This window comes from Xenorhabdus sp. SGI246, from assembly GCF_040838225.1.
Lineage (GTDB): Bacteria > Pseudomonadota > Gammaproteobacteria > Enterobacterales > Enterobacteriaceae > Xenorhabdus > Xenorhabdus indica.
The window spans coordinates 1-16,517 of the sequence record NZ_JBFPEZ010000026.1; the positions used below are offsets into that span (position 1 = coordinate 1).

17 protein-coding genes are annotated in these 16,517 nt (G+C 33.8%); 7 read left to right on the forward strand and 10 right to left on the reverse strand.

Going from position 1 to position 16,517, the window contains the following annotated elements:
• The first annotated feature begins 1,667 nt into the window (after window positions 1-1,667).
• Window positions 1,668-2,321 (forward strand): GntR family transcriptional regulator, encoded by a 654-nt coding sequence (locus ABLA85_RS06575; RefSeq protein WP_367962434.1) that lies wholly within the window; start codon window positions 1,668-1,670, stop codon window positions 2,319-2,321.
• 104 nt (window positions 2,322-2,425) lie between these two features.
• Here the strand turns inward: ABLA85_RS06575 and ABLA85_RS06580 are convergent, their stop codons facing one another.
• From ABLA85_RS06580 to ABLA85_RS06610, 7 genes are all read right to left on the reverse strand, one after another.
• On the reverse strand, window positions 2,426-3,151 hold the full coding sequence (locus tag ABLA85_RS06580; RefSeq protein WP_367962436.1) for an AAA family ATPase: 726 nt from the start codon (window positions 3,149-3,151) through the stop codon (window positions 2,426-2,428).
• Window positions 3,152-3,161: 10 nt separating this feature from the next.
• Window positions 3,162-4,178: an AvrD family protein gene (locus ABLA85_RS06585; protein WP_367962438.1), complete on the reverse strand. Its 1,017-nt coding sequence runs from the start codon at window positions 4,176-4,178 to the stop codon at window positions 3,162-3,164.
• Between the two features lie 51 nt (window positions 4,179-4,229).
• Window positions 4,230-4,517: a phosphopantetheine-binding protein gene (locus ABLA85_RS06590; RefSeq protein ID WP_367962440.1), complete on the reverse strand. Its 288-nt coding sequence runs from the start codon at window positions 4,515-4,517 to the stop codon at window positions 4,230-4,232.
• Window positions 4,511-5,242 (reverse strand): SDR family NAD(P)-dependent oxidoreductase, encoded by a 732-nt coding sequence (locus tag ABLA85_RS06595; RefSeq protein ID WP_367962442.1) that lies wholly within the window; start codon window positions 5,240-5,242, stop codon window positions 4,511-4,513. The genes ABLA85_RS06590 and ABLA85_RS06595 overlap by 7 nt, the downstream gene beginning before the upstream one ends.
• The gene (locus tag ABLA85_RS06600; RefSeq protein WP_367962444.1) at window positions 5,229-6,602 is read right to left on the reverse strand and encodes a long-chain fatty acid--CoA ligase; all 1,374 of its coding nucleotides are present in this window, start codon (window positions 6,600-6,602) and stop codon (window positions 5,229-5,231) included. Before ABLA85_RS06600 ends, ABLA85_RS06595 begins: the two co-directional genes overlap by 14 nt.
• A gap of 655 nt (window positions 6,603-7,257) precedes the next feature.
• Window positions 7,258-8,499 (reverse strand): MFS transporter, encoded by a 1,242-nt coding sequence (locus tag ABLA85_RS06605; protein WP_367962445.1) that lies wholly within the window; start codon window positions 8,497-8,499, stop codon window positions 7,258-7,260.
• Window positions 8,492-9,211, reverse strand: coding sequence for an SDR family NAD(P)-dependent oxidoreductase (locus tag ABLA85_RS06610; RefSeq protein WP_367962447.1), 720 nt, complete (start codon window positions 9,209-9,211; stop codon window positions 8,492-8,494). The genes ABLA85_RS06605 and ABLA85_RS06610 overlap by 8 nt, the downstream gene beginning before the upstream one ends.
• 85 nt (window positions 9,212-9,296) lie before the next feature.
• Here ABLA85_RS06610 and ABLA85_RS06615 point away from each other — a divergent pair, with 85 nt between their 5' ends.
• From ABLA85_RS06615 to ABLA85_RS06640, 6 genes are all read left to right on the forward strand, one after another.
• On the forward strand, window positions 9,297-9,884 hold the full coding sequence (locus ABLA85_RS06615) for a TetR family transcriptional regulator (RefSeq protein ID WP_367962448.1): 588 nt from the start codon (window positions 9,297-9,299) through the stop codon (window positions 9,882-9,884).
• Between the two features lie 69 nt (window positions 9,885-9,953).
• Window positions 9,954-10,481, forward strand: a complete 528-nt coding sequence (locus ABLA85_RS06620; RefSeq protein ID WP_367962449.1) for an AAA family ATPase — start codon at window positions 9,954-9,956, stop codon at window positions 10,479-10,481.
• A 721-nt stretch (window positions 10,482-11,202) separates the two neighbouring features.
• Complete coding sequence (locus tag ABLA85_RS06625) at window positions 11,203-12,501, forward strand: dicarboxylate/amino acid:cation symporter (RefSeq protein ID WP_367962450.1); 1,299 nt, start codon at window positions 11,203-11,205, stop codon at window positions 12,499-12,501.
• Window positions 12,502-12,732: 231 nt separating this feature from the next.
• Window positions 12,733-13,410, forward strand: a complete 678-nt coding sequence (locus ABLA85_RS06630; protein ID WP_367962452.1) for an aspartate/glutamate racemase family protein — start codon at window positions 12,733-12,735, stop codon at window positions 13,408-13,410.
• 119 nt (window positions 13,411-13,529) lie between these two features.
• The gene (locus ABLA85_RS06635) at window positions 13,530-13,673 is read left to right on the forward strand and encodes a hypothetical protein (RefSeq protein WP_367962453.1); all 144 of its coding nucleotides are present in this window, start codon (window positions 13,530-13,532) and stop codon (window positions 13,671-13,673) included.
• Between the two features lie 515 nt (window positions 13,674-14,188).
• Complete coding sequence (locus ABLA85_RS06640; protein WP_367962455.1) at window positions 14,189-14,992, forward strand: helix-turn-helix transcriptional regulator; 804 nt, start codon at window positions 14,189-14,191, stop codon at window positions 14,990-14,992.
• 176 nt (window positions 14,993-15,168) lie between these two features.
• Here the strand turns inward: ABLA85_RS06640 and ABLA85_RS06645 are convergent, their stop codons facing one another.
• From ABLA85_RS06645 to ABLA85_RS06655, 3 genes are all read right to left on the reverse strand, one after another.
• Window positions 15,169-15,405 (reverse strand): S8 family serine peptidase, encoded by a 237-nt coding sequence (locus ABLA85_RS06645; RefSeq protein ID WP_367962618.1) that lies wholly within the window; start codon window positions 15,403-15,405, stop codon window positions 15,169-15,171.
• A 211-nt stretch (window positions 15,406-15,616) separates the two neighbouring features.
• A complete protein-coding gene (locus tag ABLA85_RS06650) occupies window positions 15,617-15,964 on the reverse strand; it encodes a hypothetical protein (RefSeq protein ID WP_367962457.1) in 348 nt (115 codons plus the stop codon).
• The gene (locus tag ABLA85_RS06655; RefSeq protein WP_367962458.1) at window positions 15,957-16,400 is read right to left on the reverse strand and encodes a hypothetical protein; all 444 of its coding nucleotides are present in this window, start codon (window positions 16,398-16,400) and stop codon (window positions 15,957-15,959) included. The genes ABLA85_RS06650 and ABLA85_RS06655 overlap by 8 nt, the downstream gene beginning before the upstream one ends.
• Window positions 16,401-16,517 lie beyond the last annotated feature (117 nt).

A 16,517-nucleotide genomic window follows, 5' to 3' on the forward strand; every position in this document is an offset into this window, starting at 1 on the left:
ACAGTTTGGTATAAAATGTTTCGTTTTTGAGTTAAATCTTATTAATTTTGGTTAAGTAAATAGATTTGAATCTTTCATGCCATTACTATTGCCATATCATCTATTTTCTATTAGGAAATATTACTTATAGAAACTTTTCCTACTGAATAATTTTTATCTTTCAAGAGAGTAATAACTCACTCGCATTTTTGAATATTGAGTGGTAGCTTGTTTTTTTGCCTGGAATGCTATAGCGTTTTTTATTTTTTAGTATAAAAACAATAAGATATTAATTGTTGCATAAAAAGTATATTTTTTATCAAATTTTATATGGTTATTTTATGCTCTCTATTTTCAGAAAATTCGTTTACTTAGAGATTTTTCTATTGGACAGATTAAAAGAAACCAAAATATCCTGATTTTAATCTCTTTATTTAACAATTTGTTATTGCTATAAACAGGTTTTTTTGTGAAGTTATGTGATAATTATCAGTTTTTGCGTATTATCCTGGATAATAAATAATCCTTATCTATTTTTGTTTGTTTTTTTCAGTTTGCAGTACATGATGATTGGCTGAGGGAGTATTTTGTAATAACAAATTAAATTTTTTATCTAAAGATAGAGTTTCTTAATTTCTTTTATATCTGCAATGATCTAAAAAAAGGAGTTATGGTTTTCTTGGTAGGTTTAGTGTTTTTCAAATTCTCTGGTTTTTCTGGTTAATGTAATAGCCAGATAAACCAGAGAATATAAATACAGTGCGTCAACTTCATGAAGAATTGTTATAGTTGTGACATTATATTAATAAAATTATCAATATTAAGTAATAGGTTTAATATCTTCATCGAATGACTTTACTCTAGTTTTTTGAAAAAATGTTGAAATAAGAATAAGAAATCTTATAAAAAAATAGTGCTCAATTTTGAAACTGAATTCGTCACTATAATATATTGTGTTATGGGAAAATTTTTATCATTTTGAAGTTTTATGCTAATTTTATTTAAAATAGACTGCTTGATAGCTTGATATTTAAATTATTATATTGCATCATAATTTTTAATGAGTATATTATATTATCGAAAAAACCTTATAATATTGTGATTGTTGTGAATGTAAATATCTTTCCCAAGATTTTGTTATTGGAGTATAAGTAATATAATTAGATCTTCAGAAGATAGAGTAGTAATACAGAATGTTTTTTAAAGAAAAATTATTTAATTAAACCATATTATTGTAATCGAAAATCAGTAAAAAGATAAATATACTAATTATTTAAGTTAGTTACATTAGTCGTTTGATCTTAAATTAATAAATATTAAGTAAACGTAAAGATATATTTGGTAATAATATTAAATTTATTTTAATGATTTCATTTTTGACAAAAATTTGGTGTTGATTAGGAATATTATTTATTTTTCTATTGGACGATAATTTTGAACGTGGAAGATCAATTTTTTACTCTGATGCTGTCTAATCTAGACTATTAGTTTTTCATTTCAGCAGCACAAAAATTAGTATCGATACCGGTATTTTTTAGGATGCTATAAAACAGAGAAAAAACTATTGTAATTATTACGAATTAATATTACTTAGTATATTATTAGTACGAACAGTCATTGGTTTTGTCTCTGAACTTTTGTCATCTATAAAATAGATTTAAGTTAATGAGTTAATTTAAGGGAAAGAAATGAGAATTAGAAAAACTTCGTATGTTGATCGTGTTTATCTCCAAATTAAAAACAAAATTACTAATAATGAGTTTAAACCAAATGAACAACTATATGTTTCTAAATTAACTGATCAATTAAATGTTAGTTCTACTCCAATTAGAGAGGCGCTGAATAGACTTTTGCATGAACAATTTGTTATTAAAGGTAATAATAGAGGGTTCTATACACGAAGCTTGGACTATAAAGAGCAATTAGAATTGGTTACTTTACGAGAAATACTCTTGTTATCTATAATTAAATTATATTTAAACAAAACATCTCAAGAAAATTTAAACGATTTTTCAAAAAAAATTGAGGTTTTGATAAGCAAAGAAACCAATTGTAATGATGAAAAAATAAAAAATGTTGACAGTGAATTTACTGTCTTAATACTCAGTGCTATAAATAATAATGAACTAAGTAGATTGTATACTAATTGTATAGAAAGAAGTAGTTATCTATGGCATACTTTTATAAAACAAAATGCAGTATATTTCCTAGATATGTACAAGAAATTATTATTTTATATGAAAAAACGGGATTTATTGAATGGTGAAGGAATTATAATAGAGATTTTTGATAAATTAAAGAATAGTAAACATATAGAGTTGTTGTGTTTGGTTAGTGATTAAATGTTTTTCAATCAAACATAATAAAAAATATATAGAGAGAATGAGACAATAATGTCTCACCCTATTTTATAAATGAATAACAGGTTTTCTCCCTATATAGTAAACTAAAAAGGTATGAAGATATCGGATGATCTGTTTCTTTCCGTTTCAAATCTAAAATCCTGTAGAGAATATTCTTTATCAGCTAATTGAATAGCTTTCTCAATACTCATAATAAGAGGCAGATTAAATATTTCTGTTATTTTAAATAGACGTTCTTTTATTGTTCCACTAATAATATAATAGGGTATTTCTAATTCATCTAGGGTTTTTAATAACATACTGTCACAATAATCTCTAAAGTTTTTATTCATTGGACGATGACCATCTTTTTTTAATGGAAGCTCGTTCTTTAAATGGATGAATACATCGAATGTACCTTTCACATGTTGTTTGAAAGCATGTCCATACTGATTAGTAACCTGTTCAAAAAATCTCATTTCTGGAGAAAGACTTGATCTGGGAACTGGATCCAGATGTCCTTCTTGGTTGGGATTCATCCCATACTTAACACGGGCAGCAGCATAAATCCATTCTTGTAACGATGAACCATCAGAGACGAAATTATCTTTTAGTAGTGCTTCATGTATCGCCCTACTGGTGTGCCTTCTCATAGCTAATTGTAGAAATTCAGCAGGAGTACATTGTGCCAATCGTTTTCCGGGAACAGCATAAGGCATTATTTCACGAATTGTTTTTGCTAGGGTACGAGGATAACCAGTTAAGTGAGCTAACGCCATAACTGTTCTTGTTTTACCGGATGAATAAGTTCCTGAGATAGCTAATTTCATACCATATTTCCTATTCTATATTAGAAGAAGTTGGTAATTTATGTCCTAGTGAACACTTTATTTTTATTCCTGAAAAATTCCCTTCAATATCTACATATCTCCAATATTCACCTCTAACTTTTAGTTTATAAGTAGAAGTAATACGTGTTGTAGCATCATAATTGGACTGGAAATCTCTAGTAGGTGTTGGAGCTTCGATTTCGGTTCTCAACATCCACAGTGTTTCACTATCTTTTCTATTAATATGATCAAGTTCATACATTAATACTTGAGCTAATTGTAGATTAACAACAAAACAGTCAACATAAGTGGCGGAAGGTTGGTAGTGACCATCAATTCCATTTACTGAATGATAAAATTCAGGAATATTTAATTTCACTTTTGCTGAAGCTATGTGGTTTTCACAATCGTAACTTATATTTTGGAGAGATTGTCCACGGAATTTAAAAATGTCCCCATAATAACGTGAATTACTAGGCTCAAGAATATCTGCTGGAGATGTATAGAAGCCATTTTTACAAATAATCTCTGCTACAGGGTGTTCTATCTCACAGCGTGCTTCCATTTTTCCTATTTGACAATCAAAAATGGAAATCATGGTAACATCATTTGATTGTAATTTTGATGTGGAGTTCCAAGTGATCTTGGCTGAAATATTATCAAGATCTTCTTGTGGAGTTGTTCCTGATTTCAACTTTAAACTTTTCAACCACATTTTTTTACAATTAAAGGAGTCGAACTGAAAACTATGTTTCAAGAAAATTTCACAGAATTGAGTACTTAAGATTAGTGTATCAATACTACTGAGATGTGGAGGTAAGTTCGTATTTTTTTTCTTAGACCAGTCTAATGGATATTCGACTGATAAGAGTGAAATTAATTTTGGACAGTCATCTCCTGAATGATTAAATTGTATATCAATATTCTTGATATTATATACAACCCGTCGGTATCCCATGCCAAAAAAACGTGTTTTACTATCACCTAAATAATCATCAATTGAATGACATAGAAATTTTGAATTCATGGTTATTTCTCTTTTTAATATAAATGATGTGGGTTTAGTTAATTATTTTAATTAGATATTATTGCTTTCTATAGTATTTATATATGCATTAATAATATCTTGCACATTTCTTATGTCTGAAAAATAATAATCATTATCAAACGGTTCAACTTTTAGTCTTTCATTTAACTCCATAATTAAACGGGCAATCATAAGTGATGTAAAAGCTAAATCGTCGATCAGATTTGAACTCTCATCTATTAAAATATTATTATAATCATCTCTAATGTTAGCTTGATTAAAAATAAATTTTACTTCTTTTATTATTATTTCTTTAACTGGATTTAACTCTTTTAACATGATATTCCTCCATCAACAACAATATTTTGACCTGTAATAAATGCAGCTTCATCTGAACAAATAAACAATGCTACTTTACTAATTTCTTCAATTTTTGATAAGCGACCAATAGGTGTTCTTTTCAATATCTGTTTACGTCTGTTTTCAGAAAGGTAAGACACCATCTCACTATCAAAAAAACCTGGTACTAGCGAGTTAATTCTTATATTAGCAGGGCCAAATTCACGCGCTAAGCTACGAGTCATACCATCAAGAGCGGCTTTGGTTGCTGAATATAATGATACACCTTTATGACCCTTTATTGCATTTATAGAAGAAACATTGAGAATAACCCCTGTATTCCTTTTCAGCATGCTCTTACTACATTCTCTTGTCAGTATTATGGGTGCTAGTATGTTTGTATTAAGTAAAGAAATAATCTCATTGTCTGAAGAAAAAATGAATAACCCTTCAGTGAGTTTTGCAATATTATTTATCAAAATATCGATATGAACAAATTTTGATTTTACATTATTGACAAATGATTTTATTTTACTCAAATCATTAACATCAACAGATTCCCAATAGAAAAAATTAGCATCAGACAATTGTTTTTGAGTTATAAACTCATTTGAATGACGGCTAAAAGTAGCAACACGATAACCTTTATTAAGAAAGGCTGATGCCATTGTAGCTCCAAGTCCTTTGCTGCCACCGCTGATGACTACAGTTTTAGGTGGTAGCATTCTTATGCTCCTTTATTTTTAGTGAAGAACGCATTTTTTTAAATCGACTAGAATAGTGGGGTGTTATTGAAACCTCATAAGTCATTGGAATTTTAAATTCTTCAAGAAAGTTTTTGCAGTGAACATATAATCGAGATCTTAGATCATCATAATTTTCAGGTTTACTCAAATGTACAATAGCTTTAATTCCCATTCCTGTGATTGTGTTTGGAAATCCTATTACTGTTGCATCAGCTATATTGTTAGCTTGCAAAAGGATATTCTCTACTTCATTTGGATAAACTTTTTCACCTCCAACATTAATAATCTCTGATCTTCTTCCTAATATCTTTACATAATCTCCATCAACTTCAACAACGTCTTCAGTATTGAAGTATCCCTCTTCATCAAAAGGTGATTGAGCATTTAAATATCCTAACATAGCATAGTCTGATTTTATCCACAGAATGTTAGATAGGACTTTGTATTTAAATCCATTATTTCCAAGTTTAATCCATAATTCATTATTATTTTTAGATTTAGTCTGTAAAATGCCTACTTCAGATAGACCATATGTTTGCTTTAACTTAACGTTTGGTAATTTTTCGCTAATCCTTTTTAAGGTAACAGGAGGCATTGGTTCAGTACCATAAGTAATTAATTTAAGGCTTGATGTATTTGTTTTTTCAATAACTCTTGATATAAGAACCATATTTAAAAAGGTAGGGGTAGAGGGCAATACTTCTACAGCCCATTTTTCTATGGCATTGAATACACTTTCAGGTGTACGTAGTAGAGGAATAACTAATGTTCCCCCATGACTAATGGTATGTAATAGAGTATTAATACCACCAATATGGTCTACAGAAAGAAATGAAAGTATTCTTCTGGGAATTTTTTTTTCTAAATGCTTATCGATTAATTTATTGAAATCTAATACAGATGCCTTTGGTTGCCCAGTAGTGCCTGAACTAAAAAGCACTAAACCAGAATGTTTTACATCATATATTTTTTTATATAATTCATGTTCAGAAATACGACCAGTATCATTTAGTTCATAATCGTTATTACTAACTTTAATTCTTACTTCAACTTGAGAAATATCCAAATATTCACTGAGTTTTATTTCTGGAATATCGCCAATTGGAACGATAATATTATTGTTATTAACAAGTGCCAGAATAATAGCAAAAGTTTTTGGAGAAAAATCTCCTTCTACAGATACAATCGCTCCCTCAGGGAGACCAATTTCTTTTAAGTAATTTATAACTTCAATAGTATCAGAGTATAACTCTGAGTAAAAATATCGGTTATTCTTAAAAATAATTGCTTCAGTTTTATTAAATGTATTGCAGCGTTCGATTAGCCAATTCAAAGTCATATCATTCACTCCTGTTTATGAATTCTTTTTGTTATATCACTTTTATATAAAAATGTTTCTATTTTTGAAAATATATTTAAATAGATATTGTTAAAAGCCATAGTAATTATATTTATTCAAATTTTTAATTTAGGAGTGGATATTAATGCCTTAAAATAATCAGTAATTTACTGAGGTAAGTTATTCATTATTTTCAATAGGATAAAAATATAAGTGTTCCATTTTTTCGAAATGTCTAAAGATATCTCCAATAAAATATTAATACATAACCGGAATAATTTTATGTTCAGTCATAAAAAACTAATCTTATTGATTTTCCCTTTTGTTATTATAATTGAAATCCTTCTTGAAAATATTGATAGGACGATGGAGAAATCATGATTACGTATATTCCATCAGAACGTAAATCTGTTGTACGGGCTGAATTATTATTACTCTAATGCATGATGGTTGCTATTGTTGCACAAATAAATGGGAGAAATAGTGGAAGTTATCCTGTATATAATGAGCATTAGTCAATTAAAAGCAGGGGAAAATATGATAGGATGCAGAAAAATTACTGAATAATGGCTAGCCAAGTAAGAACGCTGGACATCAGCGTTCAAGTAAAATGCAGTGATTTGCATCGAATGGCTAAAGCTGAAGATAGTGAGTTCTAGGGTTTCTTCAAGGAAGATGTAAGTAACGCACTACCAGTAACGCAAAAGACGGCTAAAAGAAGCATCAGCGCAGCTCCAACTAATAACGTAACAAAACTAGGTATCCCTGTTGCAATAAGCGGGCCGATGCTAGCACCGATGAACAGAATGAACCCATTTAAGGCCATGCCTGCGCCACGATTGGATGCTGCTATAGAGCCAAACTGAGTGATCATTGCCGGGACGGCAAGAGCTATACCAGTGACGAAAATCAAGCTACTAGCGGCGATGCTAAGCAGGGATTGCGACAACATTGCTTCTAGTGCCAGACCTGATGCTGCAGTCACGTAACCAATAATCGAGATAATCGGCATGCTAAATCGAGCAGAAAGTGGTCCAACTAGTAGTGCTGCAAACATACCGGGTAGCCCAATTAAGCGTAGTAAAATAACCTTGTCTGGAGTAATGTTCAGCATCCACAAATGAGAACCCAATGCTGTGTACATGGCGACAAATGACAGTAGTAGCGTGATATGAGCACACGATAGAAGTAATACTGCTGGGCGCATGATAATTTTGCCTAATGCCACAAAGCGATGCCCCAGATGTCCATCAACAACAGCACGCGGTGGCTCTTTGACCATTGCTGCAAATAGCGGAACAGCAACTGCCAGACATCCCCCAGTCACTATAAATACCCAACCCCAATTCCATTGTAGCACTATCCAAGCGGCTAACACCTGCCCGAAGATGCCCGCTATAAGGAATGATGTGGACATAGTACCAATAGCAGTAGCACGATAGCGTATCGGTACTGCTTCGGTAAGATAGGCTAATGCTATCGGTGCAAAACTGGATGCTGCCAGACCTTGCAATATACGCAGCCCTGCTAGCCATGATAATGATGGGGCGAAGGAACATGCGAATGTGGCGATCGACAATATAATCAATCCCACTAGCATCACTGGTCGGCGACCATATTGATCTGATATCGGTCCCCAAATGAGGAAACCACAGGCATAAGCCAGACTAAAACTTGTCGCGAGAGCAAATGTGATACTCTCTGGATTTGTTGAACCGAAATCCTGACCAACATGTGTGAGTAGAGGAATTGCCAGATAAAGCTGTGTCAGAACGAACAGGGCGATAGTAGCTAGTAAAATAACAACACTACGATTTGCGGTGTGGATTTGATCGAGTGATGCTGATTTGCTTCCTGTATCATTAAGTTTCCCTATGTTATGTGTTTGGTTACTCATGAGCTACTGTCTCCGATATTGGTATCGTTGCACCGAAAATGATGGAATGAGTTTGCCGTGTTGTATACAGTTTCCAGAACTGTTCGGCGATATCTGCTGGTTCGATTGTACTATTCTTGCCGGCCCCTCCCGGTGTTCTGTTGACAAAACCATTGACAATTACTTCGCCCACATAGATGTCGTATGGTGCAAGTGTGTGAGTCAGGATTCTGGTAGCTTTGTGTTGGGCAGCTACGCTGATAGCAAGCGCAGCATATCCGGTAGCAAAAATGTCGATTGTAGGATCACTTAGAGCCATGATACCGCTGGTAGTGAGTACGGACCCTTTGTGTGCTTTTAGGTCGGGTAAGCACTCCTGAACGGCGGCAATATAGCTAGTAACACGGATCTCGAAACTTTTGCTCAGATCTGAAGGTAAGGTAGACAGTAGATTGCCTTCAATGCCAAGGAAAGCATTCCAGTGCAGGATGCCGATTGGCCCCAATACAGAACGTACATCTGTAACAATTAGTTTCAATTCCTCAATATCATTTAGGTTAGCTGGAAAAGCCCAAGCTTGGATGCCCTCGGCGGCAAATTCCTCCACTGCAGAGGTCAAACGTTGTGCATTACGAGCGATAAGGGCAACGGAATGTCCAGCTTTACCAAAACGCTGCGCAACTGCGTGAGAGATTCCTGGACCGTAACCACAAATTAGTATGGTATGCTTCATAATTTAAACTCCAACTAGAGCGTTGGAGTTTATTATAGTATTATTTTAGCGACGATAACAACTGATAGATGAGAAAGTGTTCACAATGGCTTGGGATATCGAAGGAACAAAGCGTAAGATTTTGGAAGCTGCAGTGGTAGAGTTCGCCCGATTCGGTCCTGATGGTACAACGGTCGAAAAAATTGCTAAGTTAGCTGGAGTGAATAAGGAACGTATTTATAATTATTTCGGTGACAAGCGAGCACTGTTCTCGGCCGTGCTGCGTAGAGAATTAGCTAAGGTAGCGCAAGCAGTACCTATTCTGTCTTTCGCCGCCGAAGATATTGGGGAATACGCTGGCAGGGCTTACGACTACCATTGTGAGCATCCCGAACTTAGTCGTCTAATGCGTTGGGAAGGATTGATTTTCGACGGCGAAGTTCCGGATGAGAAGCAGCGACGTGAATATTATGGTTACAAAATCCAAGCCATAGTCGATGGTCAACTTCAAGGCACAGTTACACGAACCTTAGAACCCGACCATCTGATTTTTCTGGTGTTGGCATTGGCCGGCTGGTGGTCGGCTGTCCCCCAAGTGGCACGTATGCTAACTGGTTCTGATGATCGGCAAGAGCACGCTAGACGCAGAACCTCTGTTATTGAGGCTGCTCGTCGTTTGGCATCGTCACCATAAGTAGTGGAAACAGTATGCCTCCTCTGTCAGCGTGGTTGTCACCCCCGATTAACAATACTGGAGTATGTTATGCAACTTTCAGATTTAGGAAATAGAATCTGTATTATGGGGCCTTCGAATAGTGGTAAGTCTACACTTGCTAATGCAATCTCCACAAAATGTAATTTGCAAGTCATTCATTTGGATCAACTTTTCCATTTACCAAATACAAATTGGCAGGAACGCACCGTAGAAGAATTTATCTCACTGCATGATATGGCAATAAAAGAGGAAAGTTGGATAATTGATGGGAATTATACAAGATGCCTGCCACAACGCTTATCCAGAGCAACGGGGATCATTTTATTAGATATCTCAATGCCATCAAGTTTGTTACGTTACGTAAATAGAACTCTGTTTCAAAGTAATCGTTATGGTGCTTTAGAAGGAGGTAAAGACTCTATCAAATGGAAAATGCTCAGTCATATTATTGTTGTTACACCAAAAAGCAGGAAACGCTATGCTGCAATGTTTGAACAACTGACCATACCCAAGATAAGACTGAATTCCATTAAAGAGATTAAGGAACAATTTGATAAATGGGAGCTTACCCGATAGTTAAATTTATAAACTGTTATCAATCATATTTGTCTATGAATGTAAAAATAACATACGGTATATTTTGTATCAAGAAAATATAATTCGAATAATTTGTTAATCCCTCTCGCCATTAATAATCTTAAAATCCATGATGATGTAAATTAAGTAAACTATTTTATAGTGTGATCATGTCAAAATAATTACAACAATTTTTTTCGACAAATCTCCTAATACATTTTCATGGATTTTTATTAAATGTGAATAACAACTAATAACTGATTTATACGTAAATGAAAAACTAAAATAGGATAATCACCTTTGTTACTAACTTAAGAACTTTTTCTTTAACTTTTTCCGCTGTTTCAATCACTTTTTTATGACTAAGTGGTTATTCTAAAATACCATATGCCATGATGGTTATCTGAGGGCGTATATTATATGTGTAGCTCTTACCTATTTTTTGTATAAAAAAAATGTAAAACGGTTGGCACCAATATCCCGATCTGACTGTTTTAAAAATCACTGCTTAATTTATTAAAATCCTGTTCAATTTGTGTTTAAAGAAAATATTAAATAATCATTTATAGTGATATATCAATCTCCAACATGAATGCGTATCTTGCATGTCTCACCCCTCATTTGCTTTTCATTAAAAGTTAAAGAAATTAAATAGTTATTGGAGTGAAATTCAGGAAACAGAATAACTGATTTTAGCGTTTACAGAAAATGAGGAGTTAGTATGAATAGGCAAAAACTTATACAGCAGCTCATTATTGCTATTCTGCTTGGAGTGATAACAGGTTGGGGGCTTCATCAATACCTTGATGTTGGTCAGACAAAAGAAGTTGCCTCCTATATCAACATCATTACTGATGTATTCCTTCGTCTGATAAAAATGATTATTGCCCCACTCATATTTGCTACGATTGTTACCGGGTTAATGTCAATCGGTGGTTCATCATCCGTAGGGCGGATTACCATCAGGGCGATCATATGGTTTATTATCGCTGGCTTGGTTTCGATTAGTATTGGTATGCTGATAGTTAACCTGTTTCAGCCGGGTATTGGGTTGAATATCGCTATGCCTCAACAGACAAATATCGATATTGGCCTCAATACCCGTGGATTTTCTCTGAAAAACTTTATTAGCCATATATTTCCTAGCAGTTTTGCCGCGGCTATGGCGAACAATGAGATCTTACAGATCCTGATTTTTTCTCTCTTTTTTGGCTTGGCGCTGTCATATATTTGCCGGAAAAGCCAGGAAAAAAGCCCTCTTGTAACTATGATTGAAGATTTAGCGCGTGTCATGTTCCGTATTACTGATTACGTTATGTCATTGGCACCGATTGCGGTCTTTGCTGCTATTGCTTCGGCCATTACAGAGCAAGGGTTAGGTCTGCTTTATGATTATGGCAAACTTATTGGTCTTTTTTACCTTGGGTTATTTTTACTCTGGGTGGTTTTATTTATTGTTGGATTTCTTTTTCTCGGCAAGAATATATTTTTATTACTGAGATTGATTAGGGAGCCAGTGACACTGGCCTTTGCCACAGCGAGCAGCGAATCCGCCTACCCAAAAACGGTGAATGCACTGAATAGCTTTGGTGTCCCGAAAAAAATCTCTAGCTTCGTATTGCCTCTGGGTTATTCCTTTAATCTTGATGGCTCGATGATGTATCAATCGTTTGCCATTCTATTTATTGCACAGGCTTATAATATTGATCTGAGTATCACAGAACAAATCCTGATCATGTTGACGCTTATGATCACCAGCAAAGGTATGGCTGGTGTCGCGCGTGCTTCTGTTGTGGTCATTGCTGCAACCCTTCCTATGTTTAAGCTGCCTGAAGCGGGGATCTTGTTGATCCTTGCCATCGACCAGCTCCTTGATATGGGGCGTACAGCAACCAATGTAGTTGGTAACAGTATTTCTACTGCGGTGATTGCTAAAATGGAAGAAAATAAAATGGAGGAAAAACAGAATAGTTCTAAGCCGGAATCACAAGAAAAAGCGATTACCAACCAGGATGATTGAATCAGGGCTTGCTGTATTCCCTTGCTGAAAGATGATAGGGATATATTTCTTTATAGCATCATATAACTATTTCAGCTCAATATTATTAAATATAAAATCTGCCCTATAAAGTACTCGTGTTGATTTCAATAAATGAAAAGCCTTATGCAAATTCAATATAGCGAATAGAAATATTGCAATTACTAACCGTAATTACTGTGTCAGCATAATAATTATTTTCTGAGGTGGTGTATGAAAAAAATTATTGGAATACTCGGTGGTATGGGACCGGCAGCAACGGTAGATGCAATGGAAAAGATAATTAAAAATACATCAGCAACTTGCGATCAGGAACATATTCCTGTTATTGCCATTTCTTTTCCTGATATACCTGACAGGACAAAGAATATTCTCTCTGGGGAAAAGTCACCATTAAAACAAATGATAGCTACATTAAGAATCTTAGAAGATGCAGGTGCTCAGTGTATTATTATGCCCTGTAATACTGCGCATTATTGGTATGAGGAGTTAAAAGCAGAAACCAATGTTCCTTTTCTTAATATGATTGATATTACTTGTAATAAAGTTGTCAATGAAGGAATGAATAATATTGCTATTCTGGCTACGACAGGAACGATAAAAGCAGAGCTTTATCAAAATAGATTGACAAAAGAGAACATAAAATTTGTTATTCCTGATGATATTCAACAGGAAATTATTATGGAAAGTATTTTGGCATATAAAAGTGGAAATGGGGAAAAGGCATATCAGTTATTGAAATCGATTATTTCTCAGCTTAAAGATATTAGTGTTGAAAATTTTATTCTGGGATGTAGTGAGATACCGATTATTCTTAGTAGAGATGGTAATCATGGGGAATATATTGATGCTACGGAGGAGTTGGTGAAAATTGCGATTGATTGGTGTTAGATTTTTATTAAAGTGAAATAGAAATATTATTAAATAGATTCACCGTTTTTTATTAATAAATATAATTATTCTTTATTTAGGGGAATTATAAGCTTTTGATAATATCAATGCTGGAAGAGATGAACGTAAGTTTATGGCAATTTGCTAAGGCAATGGAAGTTTTCTCCTGTACGGCTGTTAGTCTTTTTTCCGGTCTTACATTTGTTACACCAGAAATGGGGTTGAAATTATCTGTGGTGATAGGTTGTACACCGGAAACATAGTCTGGTTGTTTTTGGGGCGTCAACCGCTTGAGTTAATTAGTTATTTTTAATATTCGAATGTTTTTTATTCTAATAATTATCTGAAAAATTATTATGAGATTTTCAGATAATCTAATACGTCATAATACTTTAATTTTGTGAGAAAAAACAGAAAAGCAACAGTGTATGAATGCGTAAGACAAATAGTTACGTCTGTTATAACCAAGAAGCATAATAGTTTCTTTGGTTACTTCCTGTGCATCATAATATATGAAAAGGAGGATATTTAGAATTACAAGAAATAGTTTTTCTGATTCGGGTAATCTGTTACTTCTGCTGATCGTTTTGTTTTATTTCTATACGGGCATAATAAAATCTTTCAATCATCAAAATTAATTAAACTAGAATGTGTAATGTAAACGGCTAAAAACAGTTAGTCGCATGGTGAATAGTGTTAAGATTTACCTTAACACATATTTGTGTTTTTACTCTTTTGTGTGTATTGTTGTTCGTTATACAAACACAAGGAGATCAAAATGCAAACAAATAAAGTTAAACAATATCGCACTCAGCTATCTATGACTCAAAAAAAGCTAGCTGAGCTTGCTCACACAAGCCAACAGCAGATTCAGCGTATTGAAACTGGAAAAATAGCTGCCAATATAACAACTGCTCAGGCTATTTGCTCTGCATTGGGAAAAACGTTAGATGCTGTTTTTCCTGGAGCTGGACAATCTGTAACTGCTTTTCGTAAGAAGATTGAGAAAACAGGTTATTACTCAGATAAAGACTTATCTGCTATTGCGGCTAAAGGTATTGAGATGGATCCGTGTTCTTGGACAGTGAAACTGTATTTACGTGGCCATCAAGATTTTCTTCTGTTTTCTATGAATAGTTCAGATAAGCGCCGTATGTTTTATTCTCTCCAGGAGTATGAAGATTCAGATACAGCAAAATTCTTTGTATTTGATTCAGATACTCATCGTATTGCTTTAAATGTGAGAGAGGTCGTTTTTCACCAATTTTTATTTGATGGACCTGGTAATATTTATTTAGGAGATAAATCTAAAGAACAGAATGATTCTAATGTAATAATTACCTTAACAGATGGAGGAGCGATAGTCGATTTGTCCGTGGAGCCTGATGAACCAGAAGGAAATGATGACGATGATATAGGTCAATTGAGTTATATTTTTTCTATGCTTGAATTGGAACCTGAACCGACTCAACGTTTCTTGATAAGAGATATGGATGGAGAGGATGCATTCATTCGAGTTGATTCGATTGCGATATTACAGGTTGAGTTGGATCTTATAGAAAATAACGAAGAGGAAATATAGCTTATTTAGATAATTGTCCTAAAAACCAGAGTACTTATAAAGTAAAATTTTCTCATAATCTTAATGTACTGGATGTGCCACTCGTTCAGCCTTAAGGACAGTATCAACGGTAAGTTTTTTAAGATAATAGGGGTTGGCTCAGAACTTTCGGGATTTTGAGCCAGCTATGTTGACAATTACCGTATGCCATCAGCCGTGAGTTGTCCTAGATGTTTTCCTTCATTATCTCCTGGGTATCTTAATAGTTTTATAGATTCGATTCGGTGTTTGATTTTCACTAAATTTGGTGAGCCTAAAATTAAGGATAAATCACCAAATTTAGCAATACCTGCCATTGAAGTACCATGTCCATCTCTATCAAAATATTGTTCTACTTTTTTTCCAGTACATAAAATTTCCCGATAGGAACTAATATTGTTGCCATATACTTATTGTCAATTTGGATTACATTTAGTATCTCAATGCCATTTTTAGCATCTGCTAAGCTCTCAAAAGAAATTTGTATTCCAATTACAGATTCAAGTTCGCATTTTTCAGCGATAACTATAACTTTCTCGTTCTCCGTTTTTTCCAATGAATATATGTTTTTTCTTTTATTACAGGAGATATATTATTCCTTTGCTATTAAAATAATTTATTTTGCATGTTTTTTCTATCAGTAATTGCTGAATCTAGTAAAGACATACTAATCTTTTTATGACCATGAATAAGAATATCTTTAATTGCTTCTTCAGCAGCCCTTGTTATTTCTGCACTACTTAACCCTTTTGCTTTATCAGGTAACTTTTTCCAAGTAAAATTTTTTGCAACGAATAGGCTTAATCTATTTTTAAATAAAATAATAATTTGATCTTCTTCAGGTAGTTCGTACCGAATGACATCATCAAATCTTTTAAAAAGCGCGTGATCAAGTATCTCAACATAATTTGTAGCACAAATAATCAGACTATTAGAGTTATCTTGCTCAATCATTTGTAGGAAACCCGGCTAGAATCGATGCCGTAAATGTTTTCCCTGTTCCAGGGGGACCGACTAGAAGTACTTTTCTTCTCGGTGATAAACCATGACTTTTTAATTTTGTCATGAATTTTTGTTCGCGAATTAAGCGTTCAAGTCTATTTTTTAATGTATCTTTGGCAATGAGGTCGACAAGTTTATTCTTAGGATAAGAAGTAAATAATAGACCACTGGTATCTTGTATACCTTTATCTATTGATATTGGTGCATTTAGGTTATGTTGAGCTTTCTTTTTGGCGACGTGAACAATGTCTCTCAGTTCTTGGGCAAGTTTACCATGTACTTGGCGAGCTTCATGAGCAGCGACTTGCAATGCGACAGACATAAATCTGTCGTCATCTTTTTCCAGATGAGATTGCAATAACGCTTTAAGTTGCTCTGAACTCGCCATGACTTTCTTCTCGTACCATATGAAAATAAAATAACTACGAAATTTATTCTATATTCTGATATGGTGCTGATAAAATATCCATGAAAGACTCAGATACATTTGAAATGGTGGCATAAC

Excerpts from the sequence above, each read along its gene's own strand:
- ABLA85_RS06655 (WP_367962458.1), bottom strand. The coding sequence starts at position 16,400 with ATGGCGAGTTCAGAGCAACTTAAAGCGTTATTGCAATCTCATCTGGAA.
- ABLA85_RS06575 (WP_367962434.1), top strand. The coding sequence starts at position 1,668 with ATGAGAATTAGAAAAACTTCGTATGTTGATCGTGTTTATCTCCAAATT.
- ABLA85_RS06630 (WP_367962452.1), top strand. The coding sequence starts at position 12,733 with ATGAAAAAAATTATTGGAATACTCGGTGGTATGGGACCGGCAGCAACG.
- ABLA85_RS06590 (WP_367962440.1), bottom strand. The coding sequence starts at position 4,517 with ATGTTAAAAGAGTTAAATCCAGTTAAAGAAATAATAATAAAAGAAGTA.
- ABLA85_RS06650 (WP_367962457.1), bottom strand. The coding sequence starts at position 15,964 with ATGATTGAGCAAGATAACTCTAATAGTCTGATTATTTGTGCTACAAAT.
- ABLA85_RS06600 (WP_367962444.1), bottom strand. The coding sequence starts at position 6,602 with ATGACTTTGAATTGGCTAATCGAACGCTGCAATACATTTAATAAAACT.
- ABLA85_RS06625 (WP_367962450.1), top strand. The coding sequence starts at position 11,203 with ATGAATAGGCAAAAACTTATACAGCAGCTCATTATTGCTATTCTGCTT.
- ABLA85_RS06635 (WP_367962453.1), top strand. The coding sequence starts at position 13,530 with ATGAACGTAAGTTTATGGCAATTTGCTAAGGCAATGGAAGTTTTCTCC.
- ABLA85_RS06620 (WP_367962449.1), top strand. The coding sequence starts at position 9,954 with ATGCAACTTTCAGATTTAGGAAATAGAATCTGTATTATGGGGCCTTCG.
- ABLA85_RS06595 (WP_367962442.1), bottom strand. The coding sequence starts at position 5,242 with ATGCTACCACCTAAAACTGTAGTCATCAGCGGTGGCAGCAAAGGACTT.
- ABLA85_RS06615 (WP_367962448.1), top strand. The coding sequence starts at position 9,297 with ATGGCTTGGGATATCGAAGGAACAAAGCGTAAGATTTTGGAAGCTGCA.
- ABLA85_RS06640 (WP_367962455.1), top strand. The coding sequence starts at position 14,189 with ATGCAAACAAATAAAGTTAAACAATATCGCACTCAGCTATCTATGACT.
- ABLA85_RS06580 (WP_367962436.1), bottom strand. The coding sequence starts at position 3,151 with ATGAAATTAGCTATCTCAGGAACTTATTCATCCGGTAAAACAAGAACA.
- ABLA85_RS06585 (WP_367962438.1), bottom strand. The coding sequence starts at position 4,178 with ATGAATTCAAAATTTCTATGTCATTCAATTGATGATTATTTAGGTGAT.
- ABLA85_RS06605 (WP_367962445.1), bottom strand. The coding sequence starts at position 8,499 with ATGAGTAACCAAACACATAACATAGGGAAACTTAATGATACAGGAAGC.
- ABLA85_RS06610 (WP_367962447.1), bottom strand. The coding sequence starts at position 9,211 with ATGAAGCATACCATACTAATTTGTGGTTACGGTCCAGGAATCTCTCAC.